The organism is Oscillospiraceae bacterium (genome assembly GCA_009780275.1).
GTDB lineage: Bacteria > Bacillota > Clostridia > Oscillospirales > UBA929 > WRAI01.
Window position 1 is genome coordinate 16,952 of record WRAI01000024.1, and the last position, 18,197, is coordinate 35,148.

Genomic DNA, 18,197 nt, shown 5'->3' on the forward strand with positions numbered 1-18,197 from the left:
CACAGGCGCAAGGAATTTGTCAAGTAGTGACGACTTGGAAAATTACGCCACACCTTCAGCATATTCCAACACGTCGGCAACGGTGCATTCTTAGAAGATAAACACAGCGCTCCAACCGTCTTGGTCATAATTGCTTCGCCATGTTTCATTATACATAAGACATTTAACGGCAGCCTGTGTTGACGTATTTACCATGGTAAATGGGATATAGTTTATCTACACCCGCCGCACATCTCCCCGCGCTGTCACAACCTCATACCCCGCCGACTTGACGCGCGTTTCGAGCCGTGTGCGGCTTTCTGCCGCCTCTTCGCCGGTAGCAATTTTGTTGTCGTACAGTGCATATTGCTTGCGCACCCTGCGCGGCGACAAATTGGGCATAACAACATTCGCGCCAGCTCGCAACCCCAATTCACGCCCGTTTCTGTCAAGTGTACCAAGTGCCGTTGTGGCAGGAATCAACGCGTGCGGAAACATCATCCGCAACACTGAAATCAGTCGTAGCGTCAACGCCAAATCACCGTTTGGGAAATCGCACATCGGCGTATCTTTATGCGACAAAAACGGCCCGATGCCAATCATATCGGGTTGCAATTCTTGCAAGAACCGTAGGTCTTCAATAATATTTTCAAGCGTCTGATACGGTGACCCAACCATAAAACCCGATCCAACTTGAAAGCCGATGTCTTTGAGATAACATAGACACTTTTTACGAGTGTCCGGTTGCATGTCCTTGGGATGCAGTTGCGCATAGTGTGCGCAATTTGCCGTTTCGTGCCGCAATAAATATCTATCCGCACCCGCATTAAACAGCGCTTGATAACTCCCCCGCGACCGTTCGCCCAACGACAACGTAATGGCGCAATCACCGTGTTCTCGCTTAATGACAGTAATCAACTCGCACATGACATCATCGGTAAAATACGGGTCGTCGCCGCTCTGCATTACAAAAGTACGAAACCCCAAGCGATAACCCTCTTTGCAACACGCTAAAATTTCCTCTTGCGTCAGCCGATAGCGTTCCAGCTCACCGTTGCCACATCGAATACCGCAGTAATAGCAATCATGCTGACAGTAATTGCTGATTTCAATCAACCCACGAATATAGACATCTCGACCATAGTGCCGTTGACGAATCGTGTCAGCGGCGGCAAAGAGGTCTTGATCATAGCTATTTGTAGAAAGTAAAGCTTTTAGTTGGTTATTGGGCAAGTTTCGATTACCATATAGTTGCTCCACTAAATTCTCCATCAAACAATCACGCCTCCCCCCACAACAAAATCACCATCATACAACACAATTGCCTGCCCTGCCGCCACCGCGCGTTGCGGTTCGTCAAAGCGGATATGCACGATTTCATCGCCGACATCCACAATCGTCGCGGACTGTTCAGTGTGCGCATAGCGGATTTTCGCCTTGATGCACATATTTGGCACAGGAGGCATAATCCAGTTAAACTCAACGGCTCGCACGTCCCGCGCGTATAACTCCTCATTGCGGCACAACGTCACAGTATTTGCCGCAGCGTCTTTCGAACCAACATACATCGGCTGCGGAAACGATAGCCCTAAACCCTTTCGCTGGCCGATGGTGTAGCGTATCACACCCTTGTGCCTACCCAGCACGTTTCCCTGGCTGTCGATAAAATCGCCGCAGGGATACATCTTGCCGGTATGTTGCTCTATAAAGGCAGCATAATCACCGTCCGGCACAAAGCAAATATCTTGGCTCTCGCGCTTTTTGGCATTTGTAAAGCCCTGCTTGACGGCAATTTCGCGCACTTCTGGTTTGTGCAATCCACCCAGCGCAAATTGCGTCATAGCCAGCTGTTCTTGCGTCATATTGTACAGCACATAACTTTGGTCTTTTGACAGGTCAACGGCTTTTTTTAGCAGATAACGACCGCCGGCACGCTCAATTTGCGCGTAATGCCCGGTGACAATACAGTCAATATCAAGTTGCTTGGCGCGCCATAGCAGTTTCTCAAATTTCATATAGCGGTTACAGTCGATACACGGATTGGGCGTCCGCGCCTGTTGATATGCCTCAATAAAGCGACCGATAACCTGCGCTCTAAAATCGTCAGTAAAGTTAAAAACATGATACTCCATGCCCAACGCATAAGCGACGCTGCGGGCATCTTCCACATCGCGCAAGCTACAACAGGTCTTGGTGTTATCAAGCCCAATATCTTGGTTGTCGAATAGCCGCATAGTCACACCTGTACATTGATAGCCGGCACGCAACGTCAGATAGGCGGCAACCGCGCTATCTACGCCGCCGCTCATGGCAATAAGGGCTTTTTTCATGGGGTTTCTCCTTGGAAGGTTAGAAATCTGTATAACTATTCTGAATCCACCGGGTATTATAATATAAAACACCCATATGTACAAGCCCAAAATTTCGCGATATGCGCCTTTTATCGTGAACGACAAAAAGGCGCATATCGTTAAGATTTTGTTATTTTCGTCTTGCTCTAATCAGCACAATATGCACCGTGACACAAATGCCAACAAGAGACAATAGTGTGTACGCCCATATAGCTTGCAAAATAAACATAGAAATCGCCAGCGAAAGCCAAACGACAGCAATGCTAACCGCTTTTAATCGCTTGGAAACGCCTTGCTTGGTGCGATAATGCTCAATATACGGACCAAAATATTTTGTGCGTTTCAACCACGCGTATATGCGTGGGCTGCTTTTAGAAAAGCATATCGCCGCCAAAATAACAAAAGGTGTCGTCGGCAAGCCGGGCAGAACTATCCCTATCGCACCCAAACTTAAGCAGAAAAATCCCAGGCACAACAGCAGCAATATTTTAATTTTTGGCATCTAACTCCCCAATGGCGGCTACCGCAACAAATCAAACCTGTCGGCGTTCATCACTTTGTTCCATGCTGCAACAAAATCACGCAGAAACTTGGCATTAGCATCGTCACTGGCGTAGACTTCGGCGATGGCTCGAAGTTGTGAGCTTGACCCGAAAATAAGATCTACTCTTGTTGCAGTCCACTTTTGCGAGCCTGTCTTCCTATCAGTACCGATAAAGATGTTCGCGTCGTCAGTGGAATGCCAAGCGGTGTCCATGCTTAAGAGGTTGATGAAAAAATCATTGGTCAAGGTTTGCGGATTGTGGGTCAATACACCGTGCGGAGATTGCTCAAAATTATTGCCCAACACCCGCAACCCACCCAACAAAACCGTCATTTCCGGCGCGGTTAGCCCCAATAATTGCGCGCGATCTACTAACAACTCTTCGGGCAATGTCGAAAAATCGCGCTGTTGGTAATTTCTGAACCCGTCGTAGAGCGGCTCCAACACGGCGAAGGATTTTACATCAGTCTGTTCTTGCGAGGCATCGGTTCTGCCGGGAGCGAAGGGTACATTGATGGCGGCACCGGCCTTTTTCGCCGCCAACTCGATGCCGACAGCACCGCCCAGCACAATCAGGTCGGCCAGCGATACGGTTCTTCCGTCTGCGCTGAAGCCGCGCTGAATGTCTTCATATTTGCTCAAGACAGCTTTCAACTGCTCGGGTTGGTTGACTTGCCATGAGATTTGCGGTTCGAGTCTGATACGCGCGCCATTAGCGCCGCCGCGCAAATCAGAGCCGCGGAACGACGCGGCGCTTGCCCATGCCGTGCTGACCAGCTGTGATACCGTCAAGCCGGAAGACGCGATGTTGTCTTTCAGCATTTCGATGTCTTTGCTGCTGAGTGTATACTCGCCGCGCGGCGGGACAGGGTCTTGCCAAATAAAGATTTCCGTCGGCACATCGTTGCCCCGGTACATCGTGACCGGCCCCATGTCACGATGAGTCAATTTAAACCACGCGTTGGCAAAGGCATCGGCAAACTTGTCGGGATTGGCGTAATAATCCTTGGCAATTTTTTCGTAGACAGGGTCAAATTTCAGCGATAAGTCAGCTGTCGTCATCATGGGACGGTGTTTTTTGCTTGGGTCGTGGGCGTCTACGACCCAATCCTCTTCGTCGCAGTCTTTTGCCAGCCAGATATATGCACCCGCCGGGCTTTTCAGCAGCTCCCACTCATATTTAAGCAACACTTTGAGATAGCCCATATCCCACTTAGTTGGATTGGACTTCCACGCGCCCTCAATGCCGCTGCCAATGGTGTCGCCGGCGTTGCCTGTGCCGTAACTGCTTTTCCATCCCAACCCCTGTTCCTCGATAGGCGCACCCTCAGGGTCTGCTCCAACATGAGAGGCCGACGCCGCACCGTGAGCTTTACCAAAAGTGTGCCCACCAGCGATGAGCGCGACAGTTTCTTCGTCGTTCATTGCCATACGCGCAAATGTTTCACGAACATCTTTGGCCGATTCAATGGGGATGGGCTGCCCCTCAGGGCCTTCGGGGTTGACGTAAATCAAACCCATCTGCACAGCGGCCAGTGGACTGTCAAGTTGTCGATCATCGGCATAACGTTTCTCGCCGCCCAACCACTTGACTTCCGAACCCCAATAGACGTCTTCTTGCGGCTCCCACACATCAGCGCGTCCGCCAGCGAAGCCAATGAGTTTTAGTCCCATTGACTCAATAGCGACGTTTCCTGCCAGAATCATTAGGTCTGCCCACGATATGCCTTGGCCATATTTTTGCTTGATAGGCCAAAGCAACCGTCGCGCTTTGTCTAAATTGACATTGTCCGGCCAACTGTTGAGCGGCGCAAATCGCTGTGTGCCGTCACGCGCGCCGCCGCGACCATCCATGGTGCGATAAGTACCCGCGCTGTGCCATGCCATACGGATGAAGAGCGGTCCGTAATGACCATAGTCCGCCGGCCACCAGTCCTGCGAATCGGTCATCAGAGCCGAGAGGTCATCTTTGACGGATTGCAAATCAAGCGACTCAAACGCATCGGCGTAATCGAAACCGTCGTCAAGCGGGTTTCCGGCTTTGGAGTTTTGATGCAGAACGCCAAGGTCGAGTTGGTTTGGCCACCAGTCTTTGTTCTTGGTACCTTGTGCGAAGTTTGGTCGACGTGTGTTCCCGGTAACGGGGCATTTTGAATTGTTCATAACCGTTGACCTCCGTGTAAATTGATACGTATATTATACAATATTTTCTAAAAAATAGCAAGGAATTGTCAAATATTGTTATTTTGTTTTTTCAAACGTTTTTGTGGGATTGACAGTTGGGTCGATGTATCGTATAATGACTTGTTCTGTGAAACATATGCATATATTCTATTTAAAAAGGAGAAATCATCTTATGAAACGAATTCTTTGCACAGTCTTAGCAGTTCTTATGCTATCCATCATGCTGGTCGCTTGCAACGGTGAAGGCGGCGGAAGTGACGGCCGTCCCACATTGACTATGGCCACCAATGCCGAATTCCCGCCCTTTGAGTTTATTAATGACGCCGGCCAATATGACGGCTTTGACGTTGAGTTAGCGCGTGCCATTGCCGACTACCTTGACATGAGGCTTGTTATCGACAACATGGCCTTTGACGCAGTTCTTGTAGCAGTTGAAACGGGTGTCGCCGATGTAGCCATCGCGGCGATTACTATTACGCCGGAGCGCGCTCAAAGCGTGGCATTTACTATGCCGTATTTTGAAACAGACCTGGTCGCGATTGTCATGGAGGGCAGCGACATCACTTCAACCGAGCAATTGGCAGAAGCTCGCATTGTCGTGCAACTTGGCACAACAAGCGACCTTTGGGCTGACCTCAACCTGCCGAATGCAAGTATTACCCGTCTGCAAAGCCCGCCGGATACAATCCCTGAGCTGAGAACCGGCCGTGCCGATGCCATTATCATTGACCGCGAAGTTGCTAATCAATTTATTTCGGATGCTTCTGACTTGGTTGTTCTTGACGAAGAACTTGGCCGTGAAGTGTATGGCATGGCTATTGCGCTTGATAACACCGAGTTGCTTGACAAAATCAACGGCGCGCTGGAATCACTGAAAACATCGGGTGAATACGACAGAATTTTTGACAACTGGTTCGGCGCGTAATGTATTCTTTTTTCCTTACCTCAGTCCCTCCGCCCACCGGTTGGGAGGAGGGACTGAGATTTGATTTTTGGCGGAACTTTATCTATGCCGACCGCTATATGATGCTGGTAAATGGTTTGTTATATACTATGCAAATCACGCTAACGGCTGCTTTTATTGGTATCGCGCTCGGCTTTTTTATTGCGCTGATGAAAATCTCAAAGTTTGCGCCGTTGCGTGCCATAGCAACAACATACATCGCTGTTATTCGCGGTACGCCTATGTTCGTACAATTGTTGATTTGGTGGTTTGTCATATTTCCGATGTTTGCGCCCCAAGTCGATCGAATGTGGGTGGCGATTATCGCGTTTGGCGTCAATTCAGGCGCATATGTTGCCGAAATATTCCGTGCCGGGATTTTATCCGTCGACAAAGGACAAACCGAGGCAGGGCGCTCGGTCGGATTAAGCTCAACGCAAACCATGCGCCTGATTATTCTGCCACAAGCTATTAAGAACTCATTGCCGGCACTATGCAATGAATTTATTTCGTTGTTCAAAGAAACCTCTATCGCCGGGGCAGTGATTGGCGTGCGAGAGCTTACATTGGCCAGCAATGTCATTCGCTCACGCACATTTGATGCGTTCATGCCGCTAATTGCCGTCGCGCTTATCTATTTGGTGGTTGTCTTAATTTTAACCTGGTTGATGACCAGGCTTGAAAGGAGGTTACGTAAGAGTGATTCGCGTTGAAAGTTTGTGCAAATCCTTTGGCGACCTCCTTGTGCTCGACGGTATAAACGAAACCATCAGCGAGGGCGAGAAGGTCGTTGTCATTGGTCCGTCGGGCAGCGGCAAGTCTACCTTTTTGCGTTGCCTCAACTTGCTGGAAAAACCAACGTCTGGGCATATTTTTATTGAGGATGAGGAAATTACGGCAAAAAAATGCAACATCAATGCCATCCGTTGCAAAATGGGCATGGTATTCCAGCATTTTAACCTGTTCCCGCACAAGACGGTGCTTGAAAATCTGACGTTAGCGCCTCGCCACACCAAACGCATGAACAAAGCCGATGCCCAAGAATTTGGCATGCAGTTGTTAGAGCGTGTCGGGCTGACCGATAAAGCGAAATCCTACCCTGCGCAGTTGTCGGGTGGGCAAAAGCAGCGCGTTGCGATTGCGCGATCGTTGGCCATGCGTCCAAAAATCATGCTGTTTGACGAGCCGACATCGGCACTCGACCCTGAGATGGTGGGAGAAGTTTTGGATGTTATGCGCGGACTCGCCGATGAGGGCATGACAATGGTGGTTGTCACGCACGAAATGCATTTTGCCCGCGATGTCGGCAGTCGTGTACTCTTTATGTGCGATGGTGTCATTGCCGAACAAGGCCTGCCTGAAGAGATATTTACCAATCCGCAGAATCAAAGAACTAAACAGTTTTTGAATAGTATTTTGCGGATATGAGACAGCATTTGCTGCGTTTTATAAAAAGAAGAAAACACATTGGCATCACCATATTTACTATTGCAATTCTCATTTTAGCCATTTTAATTTTGATTCCCACGTTTGTCATGTCTATGTTCTTAGGTGAAAGGATCGAACAGAAGCAGCGAGATTCTATGGAGTTCGGCATAGAGTCTGAGCAAATTTCTCTTTTCACGGAGGATGACTTGGCGTTAGCTGCATGGAGGACATATACACAAAACGAGATTCTCAATGGGACAGTTATTATTGTTTCCGGCCTGCAAGAGCCTTCAGTAACGGCCTTTTTTGGTTATGCGAACATGTTCGCTGAGCATGGCTGGGATTCTCTTTTGATCGAAAAGCGGGCAAGAAGTCTTAGCGAAGGCGACAGCATTGGCTTTGGTACGACAGAGTGGCGAGATGTAAAAGCTGGCGTTGATTTCCTCGCTGCTGACATGCGGGTGGGTGATTTTCCTATCATAGCACTAGGTACGTCTGCCGGTGGGGCGACTGCAATCATAGCAGGCGGAGAAGTGCCTCGAATAGACGGTGTGATTGCCATTTCTGCCTATGCAGACTTTGTTGGTTTGTATGTGGACAGCTTACCAACGTTCGGCCTCCCTAGATTTGTCGGTGTTCTTACTACGCCTTTTATATACCTAAACATGTGGCTTCGTTTGGGGTTTGACGCTATTTCATATACGCCGATAAACGGCATTGTGAAGCTCGGTGAACGTCCCATTCTCCTCATGCATTCGACAAATGACCGGCAAGTACGATTCTCTCATTTCGAACAATTATATCAAACGGCAAAAGATGCCGACGTTGCTGTGACCGCCTTTGTGCGGGAAGGTAACTGGCACTTTGTTTGCTATGACCACTACACTGATACCCCTGTCCGAGATGCGGCATTCACTGAGGCCGTCCTTGCATTTCTCGGACAATTTACGAGGTGAACACAATGAAAACCACCGGCACTGTCGCGACGATTTTTATCTTCCTCGCGGCGGCCATTTGGGGCGTATCCTTCGTCACACAGAGGGTCGCCGGACTGCATATGGGCCCATTTACATACAACGGTGTCCGGTTCGCGCTGGGCGCCTTGTCTTTGTGGCCGGCTATCCGCTTACTTGAACGAAAATCTAACTACGAAACACGCAAAGTCACTTGGCTGGCGGGACTTGCCGCGGGCGGTGTTTTATTCATTGCCGCCAACTTGCAACAGTTTGGCATCGTGTTGAGTGACTCGCCCAGCTCGGCCAGCGAGGCCGGATTTATCACCGGAATGTATATTATCTTTGTACCGATTTTAGGGCTTGCATTGGGGCGCAAAACCACACCGTTAATTTGGATCAGTGCCTTGATGGCGTTTGGCGGTCTGGCACTTATTGGCATTGGTCCGGGCGCGAGCATACAAGCCAGTGACTTACTGTTGGTCGTCTGCGCGGTGTTTTGGGCGGTTCATATCCTTCTCATTGACAGATTTGCACAAAGAATCGACCCCATTCGCTTTGCCGCAACCCAATTTCTCATGTGTGCCATACTCTGCTTGGTTTGTGCATTTATCTTCGAAGACATCAGTGTGCAAGGGCTGTGGAACGGGCTGCCTGTTCTGCTGTTTGGCGGCATTGTAGCGTCCGGCTTGGCATATACCTTGCAGGTTTTAGGGCAACGCGGTGTACCGCCGGCGCGGGCGGCGGTTATCTTCTCACTCGAAGCAGTGTTTGCCGCACTGGCAGAGGCAGTATTTTTAGGCGACCTTATGACACCGCAAAAATACCTCGGCGGCGCAGTCATTGTCGTTAGCATTATATTGGCACAATATCGGAGAAGTAAGCCGGCGCCGACTGCTTAGACACGCTTTGGCAGTTTATAAAAAGCAAGAAGGCGATTGAGAACAAGTCAATCGTCTTTTTGTGTTGTAGGTTGGCATACTTGACAGCTACAGCCAACTCCCATATAATTACAATAAGAATGATAAAGTTACGCACGCGATGGAAGGAGAAATATATGAAAAAAATAAAACCAAAGCACTTGATTTTTATCTTAATTCCGATAATACTGGTGGTCGGCGCGCTAGTAGTTACATATCACAGAGCCCCGTCAACAATTGCTTCCGCGCTTTGGCAACCGGAATTTTCGGACGGTATTTTTACCGGTCCGGAAGTTGTCACTGCCTTTGACGCTTATCGCAACCGTACACTGACTCATACCAGACCCAGTGCCATAGGTGACGACGATGTGAAATTGGTCTTTCACACCGATGATTATGCCCGATTTGTCAACAAGGCCGACGGATATGCAGTCACTCTGCCCAAACCGTTTACGCCTGATTTCCGTTGGAGCGCCATACGTTCACGGTTTACGGGCAACGACTTTATCCTCAACATAACGCTGGAAACAGGAAACCCTTACGGCAACAACGCAAACAGCTGGGAAATATATCGTTACGAATGGCTGGAAATGTACCTTGTCAGTGACGAATTCTTGGAAAACAACAACTTGTCGCGCACGCGCCACAGTGTTGATACCGAAAGCATGCCGGGTTATACAATCTATTTATACACAATGCAGATTAACGACCGTCCCAATATTGAGTTCAGATACTATAATATTGCCGCGATACGCCAAAACGGCGAGTATGTCCGTTTTGTTTTACTGCACCACAAGTCAACCGTGCCCGACAACGATAGGTTTGACAGCATTCTCCAATCTTTCCGTTCATTCGAACCGTCAGGCACAGCGCAAAACGATCCTACACCCTTTATTCCGATTGTCAATGAAAATTGGAGCGAGGAGACCAGGTCATATTACGAGCTTCTGCGCAATCAAGACACCGTGGATTGGGGCTTCTTTACCAATGTGCTGATTGATACCCCATTTGAATATGAGTATCGGCTCCATCAATTGAGAGCACGTCAAGACTTTTTGCAGAATGCTTTTGAGCATACCTTTCAAATTATGCCCACTTATGTACATGTAGGCGGCGGCGGTCAGCGTCACGGCTTCCCCACCCGCATGGCAACGGAGGTTGCCGGTGGTAACGGATTTAACGGTCGGCCGGTCATTCAAGTGAGTTATCAATTTACCATAAGCAACAACGATCCCAGCTTGTTTCACGGCTATACACCGGTATTTAATATACTGAATGGCGATTATGATGACAATTTCCGCCTGCTGGCACAGGAGATAAAGGCATATGGCTACCCTGTGCTCTTCCGCCTAAATAATGAAATGGACTCCGACTGGGTCAGTTACAGTGCCATTAAGAGCCTGCTGTGTACCGATATTTTTGCCTGGGGCTGGGCGCACTTGTACAATATTTTTGAAGAAGAAGGCGTTGATAACGCCATATGGGTGTTTGAGACCGCGGGCCCGGACGCTATTCCTAACAGCAGTTGGGGGCACGGCTTTAACTATCTGCCCCACGACATGAGCATGATGCACATTCTCAGCGTTATCTCTTACGAAATGGGCAACAACGCTTCGTATATGCTCAGCGCTGGCACATTCGCCAACCGCTTTCAACGGGTATATGAGCGCACTATGCCGTATTTCTCAGAATTCCCATGGGCAATTGGCGAGTTTGCTTGCGGTTCGGGCGGCGAGTGGAATGACACCGAACGCTTCCGTAATGCAAGCCATCAGGCCATTTGGGTCGAGGAAATGTTTGACGTTTTCAACAACCCGGATCACCCCGCCCATGAATATATCAGAAGAATCAAATTTGCCGTTTGGTTCTCCTCCAACGACGTTGCCTACCACAATGGGGTGCGACTTGTGACAAACCAGCTCCGCATTGAACCGCACTTGGAGTTGACACTTGAATCATTCAGAAGAGGATTCGCCGCCGGTCAGTCCGCACCATTTTCACCCATTATCCGCGAAGAGCTGCCCGTCACCGGCGATTACCTCAGGCTGCGCGGTATTGATGAGTGGAGCAGTCATTCAGGCGGTCACCCCGGACATGATAACGGAATTACAATTACAGAAAATCCCGATGGCGGGCTGATTTTTACGTCAAGCGGCACTCACGGCTGGCCCAATATTGTGACTTGGTCGGCCAATCCGAAAACTATACCACAAGCCGAATGGGGCAACTATACTCTCCATTATGATTTCACGGTCAGTGCCGGGCGCGAAGCGTCTATTCTGTTAATCTCAAACGGTCGTGATGATATTCGATTGACCGAACACTTCCTCCCCCGCTCCAGAAGGAACCTGTATCACGATATGCCAAGCGGTACATATCAAGGCAGTATTAGGCTGGATGAGTTGCTGGCTATGTTTAATTATGCCGAGGATATGTTTGAAGTTGCCGGTATACGGATATTTGCTGTCGGAGGTGCCGATACTGTTGTTACCGTTCGCGAAATGCGTATTGAGTAAAAGATAATAATCTACAACCCCCATGAGAGAACATGGGGGCTGCACATGTAGTTTTTTGATGCACTCAAGTTCGTCAGTGCCGAAAAAACAGCCTGTTTATAACAGGCTGTTTTTCTTATTCCATTCTACCATAACCTCGTGAAAACGTACATAGCCTGCTGTTTTCCCTTTAGACAGTTAGCTATCCCGCGTCCAGTCGTGAGCACAAAAAACAGAGGATCTATATAGATTTTTTCAATCGTGCAGTGGCGTATTGTAACCACTGGTCATCGCACTCAGCACCGGGCTTAGCGTGTGGAATTATCAACCTTTTGGGAAAGAACCAGTTTGTCGCTTATGCTAGTAATTTAATATATTGTTATTAATACCCCTGTTTTTTTATGCTCTCGTTCGAATACTAAAAATAACTAAGGATAACATGAGGCTGGCAATTTCAGAAGTGCATCGCTAAAGGAAGTGTTAATTATGAGACAAGCGTTTATAAAAGGGATATCGTGCATTACCATTGTCGTAATGTTGATTACTCTGAATTTTAATTTTTTAAGTACAAACGCGGCGAGCGGAAGTGCAAGCCTGCATATGAATGGCGGCACCGGATATAATTTTGATTTTGTCTTTCTTTTGCAAAACGGCACGGAGCAGATAATCAGGATACCTGGAGGCGGAACCGTGCCGGCAATCTATCCCAACGGAACAACCCTTCAATTAGGGGATCAGCTTCTTTATGTCCTAATCTCCGACTCAAACGGAAATCCGATGGGCACGATTCTGTCCGACGCAATAGGAAGCAGAAGCAGTAAAAATGCCACGCTCCAAGCCGATGGTTCAATGGGTTCAGGCGGTGTCATGGTCGGAAATTCCGGCACAATCAATTTTTGGTTTAACGGATTTTTGAGCGGGCAAGCAAGTACGTCATATATAATGGCAAATAAAATATGGCTGAACGCTGACGGCTCAACGGATACAAATCCGCCGTCCCAATTTAATTTTGTATTGAACGGCACAACAAATTCGGGGAATACGGTTGATAATATTTCGATACTCCCCGGCGTGCAGGTTTTGGTTCAGGACGGAACATATACAATAACCGAGCCGGACATCCCCGGCTATCGGCTGGTAAGCATTACCTCAAACACCATGCAGACAAGCGTTTCGGACAAATCAGCTTCCGCAGTAACGGCAAGCGGAAATTATTCTGCGACATTTACAAATCAAGATATACCCAATAATGCACTGATCACCCTTTACGGACAAAAAATAAGCAACGGTGCCCCGCTAACGCCCGGCCTTTTTAACTTCACAGTCAAAGATGAAAATGGGGTGGTGGTTGCCACGGCGACAAACACGGCTGACAGCTATGTTCCATCAACCAACACGGGATACGGATCTATCATTTTTACGCCGATTGAATATACCGCAGCGGACGTGGGCCAGCATACATATACTGTTGAGGAAGTTGGAACAAACGACAGCTTATGGATTTACAGCGTTGTCCAGTATACGGTATGGGTAAATGTCTCCTTAAATGGTAATCAAGTTACCGCAACCACTACATATCCCGCAGGAGGCATCATCTTCCGCAATTTTTACACAGCCACAGGCTCATTTATTCCCGAAGGGACCAAAACAGTTGCCAATGGCATATTGCAAACAGGTCAATTTACGTTTGCTATCGAGAATGAAAACGGCACGGTGGTCTCCACAGGCACAAACGCGGCAGACGGTACCATTATGTTTTCTCCTATCAATTATAACAGCACCGGTATAGGGCAGCATACATACACCGTTTATGAAACCAGTCCTTATGGTGTGAACGGCTGGATTACCTCGGGTGCAAGATTTACGATAAATGTGGATGTAGAGGACGACCCAAACAATCCCGGAACATTGATCGTTACACCGACCTATCCAAGCCCGATTGTATTTCAAAATGTATATTTAGCACGAGGAACACTGTCTTTATCTGCGCAGAAAATAATCAACGGCGGAACTATGTCTGCAGGGCAGTTCCAGTTTGCCGTTTTGGATGAATTTGGAACGACGATTGCCACAGGCTCCAACAACGCAAACGGAACCATCGTATTTAGCACTATACGATATATGTCGGGTGATGAGGGCGTTCATATATATACGATTGTAGAGACGACGCCGTCGAGCGGAGGCTGGACGACGAGCAATGTTTCTTATACAGTTCCGGTGATTGTTACCGATAACGGTAACGGAACAATGACGGTAAGGTCATTTGAGTTAAATACAAGCGACTTTTTATTTATAAACACATACAATGCGGTCGGGGATATTGTATTGAATGCAAATAAAATTATCAGAGGCGGAACGCTCTCGGACGGCCAGTTCGATTTTGCCGTCCTGGATGAAAATGATGTAACGGTCGCTATCGGGACAAATGATGCAGCCGGCAATATTGAATTTACACCGATCAACTATACGCTTAATGACGTCGGAACGCATAACTACACGGTTTTTGAGACAAGTCTGAGCGGAAGCGGCTGGACAACAAGTAACGTCGTTTTTAATGTGACGGTGGAGGTTACGGATAATGGAGACGGCACGATCACCGCAACTCCATTTTACCCCGACGGAGGCATTGTGTTCGTCAATATCTATGAATCCTCCGGCTCAATCGCTTTGACTGCCAATAAAACAACGGTCAACAAATCCTTGACCGCCGGTCAGTTCAGTTTTGCCGTCCTGGATGAAAATGATATCGTTGTGGCCACAGGCACCAATGATGCGACCGGCTACATTCTGTTTTCGGCAATCCCCTATACCGTTGATGATGTGGGCGTGCATAACTATACAATCATTGAAACAAGCCTATCCGAGAACGGCTGGACGGTCGACTCTACGCGGTTTAATGTAACCGTGACAGTTACCGAAAACGCCGACGGCACGATTACGGCAACGCCGGATTATTCCGACGAGGATATAGAATTCGTAAATACATATGCCACCGCCATGGATTTTACTTTTAAAAAAACCGATAGCTATGGAAACTCACTTGTCGGGGTTACGTTTGAGCTATACACCTGCACAGAAGCTGGCACCGCGGGCCATATACACTCAGAGCTTGCCACAAACGACCCCAGTTGCTGCTGGGATGTCAACAATCCACTACTCATGGTAACGAGTGATTCGAATGGAATCGTTATGTTTAATGAGCTTGCAACGGGAGATTATATGCTGGCGGAAACGCAGACACTGACTGGCTTACAATTGCCCTTTGGACAATGGCTGATTGGTGTGGATGTAGACGCATGGGAGATAACCATTACCGCGCGGGGAGACGATCTGCCGCCCGCATTTAATATTGAAGCCGACGGCAGTTACGCCCTTACAAACTACCCCATATTGGCTCTACCGTCTGTCGGAAGCTTGGAAAGCATATGGCATATTCTGCTTGGCACTGCATTAGTCATATTTGCGGGATTCCTCTGGTTAGAATCATACCGCAAAAAACGAAAATATTTTCAGGATAATCTATAAAATAAGATATTCTGTTAAATAAATATAAAAAAGAAATGGGGAAAAAATCATGAAAAAGCACTTAAAGGCATTATCCATTCTGACAGCTGCAATATTAGGGGTATCGATATTTATTCCCTTGGCTGCTGTCGCCAACAACACCTCTCTGCCCCCTGCCACCGGAAATCTTATCATTCAAAAATATGCTATGGATGACCCGACAGGAGCAGGGATACCGAACGACGGCAATCCTGCCACAAACATTCCTAGCGACGCAGTTCCGCTTGAAGGCATTACGTTCGACATCTATTGGATAGAAATTGACGACCCGAGTGTACTTCCCGCAAATGACGGGAACTTCACCATTGACACCTTGTTCACGACACTAACGTCGGGCGGCACAGATTTCGCTCTGACCTACGTTAATGAGGTAACCACAGCAGCCGACGGCACGGCGGTAATAAACGATTTGCCACAAGGCTACTACCTTGTAGTTGAGCAAACGAGTGGCCTTGTCGCCGTAACTATGGATCCGTTTATCGTAGCTGTTCCAATGACAAACGCAACGGGAGACGGATGGATAACCGACGTTTATATGTATCCGAAAAACGAGGGAATAAGCATTTCCAAAGATGTAGACAAGTCGGCAGTTTTCGTGGGCGAAACAGTAACATGGTCGATCGCAGCTTCGATTCCAAACGAAATTGCGAGCTTTGATTCTTTCAGCATCACAGACATTTTAGATCCCGCTTTGACCTTTGTCCCGGGTTCGGTAATCGTTACCGGACTGCCAAACAAGGTTGTCACCAGCGGTACTGTAATTCCGCAAAGCACAAACTATACTGTGGACGAACCCTCGACGACAAACAGTAATACCCTTACGGTAGACTTTACCAATCCTGACGGGCTTGACGCACTAGCAGCGTATAAATATGCACTGATCACTTTTGAAACTACTGTAAATGATAAAATTTTAAGCAATCCAAATTATACGGTTGAAAACAATGCGACACTGGATTTTATAAATAACACGGGAAATCCGGTTTCGAAAAACAGCAACATAGTGAAAATACATACCGGTGCGATAGAAATTATTAAAGTAGATTCAGAAACGGGAAATGGCCTGAACGTCAACGGCGCCGAATTTCAAATCGCCTCCTCTGAGGCTAACGCCCAAAACGGCAATTATCTGAGAATAGCGGTCGATGGCAGCATAATTGATTTTGGAGAACCGGGATATGCTACAGCAGGTGAATGGATAGCGATAACTTCAGGCGGAACGCTGTCAACCCCCGCGACGGCGATTTTTGAAGGCCTCAAAGACTATACCCAAGACGCATCAGGCGTTAGAACCTATCTATCATACTGGTTAGTGGAAACAAAGGCTCCCAACGGATATAATCTTCTCGCAAATCCGATACAAGTTGATTTCACTGTGCTGAACTCAACGGAAGCAATCGGCTATACAGTAACGGTAACCGTTAATAATACCTCAACATTCACACTGCCGCGAACAGGAAATCTTGGAACCATTTTGTTAGCAGCAGGCGGCGGGGCATTGATTGCGGTTTCTGCAGCTCTAATTTTCAACTCCCGTAAAAAGAAGAGAGCAATCGTTTCGTCATAAAAAATAAGAGAACAAATGAAAGGGGCAAGGCATGAAACGGATATTATTGATTATTCTGATCGCGGCTTCCGGTATATGCTTGCTATTCTATCCGGTTGCATCGAATTACATTTTCATGCTTAATGCCTCAAGGGCGACACAGGAGTACGAAAGGATCATAGACGCTGCAGATAAAGAAGAGTTAGAAAACCTTTTAAGCAAAGCCATCGAATATAACGAAGAGCTTGAAGGCAATCTCGTACACGACCCATTTTTGCAAGGCAGCGGCATGGTTATGGCGAAAAATCATCTAAATGTACTGGATATCAATGGAAACGGCATGATGGGATATATAATCATCCCAAAGATAAATCTTGAATTGCCGATTTTTCAGGGAACATCTCAGGAAATTTTGCGGAACGGCATAGGCCACTTGGAGGGGTCGTCCCTTCCGATTGGAGGGGAAACTACTCACAGCATATTGAGTGGACATACAGGAATGTCAAGCGCTAGACTATTTACAGACCTGCCGAAACTGGCAATAGGCGATGAATTTTATCTGTATGTTTTGAACATGACATTGGCGTACAGAGTCGATCAAATTAAAGTTGTAGAGCCGGAAGATGTCGAGCTTTTCAGAAGGATCAGCGGTGAGGACTACTGTTCCCTTATCACCTGTACGCCATACGGCGTTTACAATCTGCGACTTGTTGTGCGAGGGACAAGAGTTATATATGATTCAGAGATGCATATAGCCCAAATGGAAAGCAATGAATCTATATGGGGGAATATTTTTGACAAGAACATGTTAGTCGGCGTGGTAACGGGAATTTTGGTATGGACGATTCTTGTTGTGATAAACATAATTAAACGAAGAATCGTAAAACAGAAAGGTTAAAAGTTGTTGTGCAAGCCCTCAATGCTGTCAGGTGTTGAGGGCTTCTTTCTTATGATAAAAATTCATATTTCGCACTTATCACCTCACCCGAAAAATTGTGCAATAATATCTTACATTGCCCTATCAAAAAATCCTGACGTATATGCAGTGACTATTTCTCTTACACTATTTAGCGCAACTACTCCTGACCTCGTAAAGTAAAGTATTCTTCATTCGATTGTTAAATAGCAAATCCTGCATTTACTATATTTTGCACCATTATGCCACAATGTTGTTGTTGTCAACCAAATGGGTTACATCGCCTTGCAGGTTGAGGATATACCAATAGCTTGTCACGCGCGTGCCATTGTCATAATATAGGCTGTAGGGACGGCCAAGTTCATCGTAGACAA

13 protein-coding genes are annotated in these 18,197 nt (G+C 47.5%); 9 read left to right on the top strand and 4 right to left on the bottom strand.

The features are described from left to right. Positions 1-216: 216 nt before the first annotated feature. From hydE to katG, 4 genes are all read right to left on the bottom strand, one after another. Positions 217-1,251 (bottom strand): [FeFe] hydrogenase H-cluster radical SAM maturase HydE, encoded by a 1,035-nt coding sequence (gene hydE / locus FWE06_07785; GenBank protein ID MCL2547072.1) that lies wholly within the window; start codon positions 1,249-1,251, stop codon positions 217-219. Next, the gene (mnmA, locus tag FWE06_07790) at positions 1,251-2,309 is read right to left on the bottom strand and encodes a tRNA 2-thiouridine(34) synthase MnmA (protein MCL2547073.1); all 1,059 of its coding nucleotides are present in this window, start codon (positions 2,307-2,309) and stop codon (positions 1,251-1,253) included. The genes hydE and mnmA overlap by 1 nt, the downstream gene beginning before the upstream one ends. A 151-nt stretch (positions 2,310-2,460) precedes the next feature. Continuing rightward, the gene (locus FWE06_07795; protein MCL2547074.1) at positions 2,461-2,832 is read right to left on the bottom strand and encodes a YbaN family protein; all 372 of its coding nucleotides are present in this window, start codon (positions 2,830-2,832) and stop codon (positions 2,461-2,463) included. Positions 2,833-2,850: 18 nt separating this feature from the next. Then, entirely contained in the window at positions 2,851-5,037 is a 2,187-nt protein-coding gene (gene katG / locus FWE06_07800; GenBank protein ID MCL2547075.1) for a catalase/peroxidase HPI, read from the bottom strand. Positions 5,038-5,230: 193 nt separating this feature from the next. Between katG and FWE06_07805 the strand changes: the two genes are divergently transcribed. The 9 genes from FWE06_07805 to FWE06_07845 all read left to right on the top strand — a co-directional run bounded on the left by FWE06_07805 (position 5,231) and on the right by FWE06_07845 (position 17,805). Next, positions 5,231-5,983 carry a basic amino acid ABC transporter substrate-binding protein gene (locus FWE06_07805; protein ID MCL2547076.1) on the top strand — a complete coding sequence of 251 codons (753 nt, stop codon included), beginning with the start codon at positions 5,231-5,233 and terminating at the stop codon, positions 5,981-5,983. Between the two features lie 128 nt (positions 5,984-6,111). Next, a complete protein-coding gene (locus FWE06_07810; GenBank protein ID MCL2547077.1) occupies positions 6,112-6,714 on the top strand; it encodes an amino acid ABC transporter permease in 603 nt (200 codons plus the stop codon). Further along, entirely contained in the window at positions 6,701-7,429 is a 729-nt protein-coding gene (locus FWE06_07815) for an amino acid ABC transporter ATP-binding protein (protein ID MCL2547078.1), read from the top strand. Before FWE06_07810 ends, FWE06_07815 begins: the two co-directional genes overlap by 14 nt. 8 nt (positions 7,430-7,437) lie before the next feature. Continuing rightward, on the top strand, positions 7,438-8,385 hold the full coding sequence (locus FWE06_07820) for a prolyl oligopeptidase family serine peptidase (GenBank protein MCL2547079.1): 948 nt from the start codon (positions 7,438-7,440) through the stop codon (positions 8,383-8,385). Between the two features lie 5 nt (positions 8,386-8,390). Continuing rightward, positions 8,391-9,284 (top strand): DMT family transporter, encoded by an 894-nt coding sequence (locus tag FWE06_07825; protein MCL2547080.1) that lies wholly within the window; start codon positions 8,391-8,393, stop codon positions 9,282-9,284. 155 nt (positions 9,285-9,439) lie between these two features. Continuing rightward, entirely contained in the window at positions 9,440-11,818 is a 2,379-nt protein-coding gene (locus tag FWE06_07830) for a glycoside hydrolase family 26 protein (GenBank protein ID MCL2547081.1), read from the top strand. 669 nt (positions 11,819-12,487) lie between these two features. After that, on the top strand, positions 12,488-15,322 hold the full coding sequence (locus tag FWE06_07835; protein ID MCL2547082.1) for a SpaA isopeptide-forming pilin-related protein: 2,835 nt from the start codon (positions 12,488-12,490) through the stop codon (positions 15,320-15,322). Between the two features lie 49 nt (positions 15,323-15,371). After that, positions 15,372-16,928: a SpaH/EbpB family LPXTG-anchored major pilin gene (locus tag FWE06_07840; protein MCL2547083.1), complete on the top strand. Its 1,557-nt coding sequence runs from the start codon at positions 15,372-15,374 to the stop codon at positions 16,926-16,928. Positions 16,929-16,959: 31 nt separating this feature from the next. Continuing rightward, positions 16,960-17,805, top strand: coding sequence for a class C sortase (locus FWE06_07845; protein ID MCL2547084.1), 846 nt, complete (start codon positions 16,960-16,962; stop codon positions 17,803-17,805). The last annotated feature ends 392 nt before the right edge of the window (positions 17,806-18,197 follow it).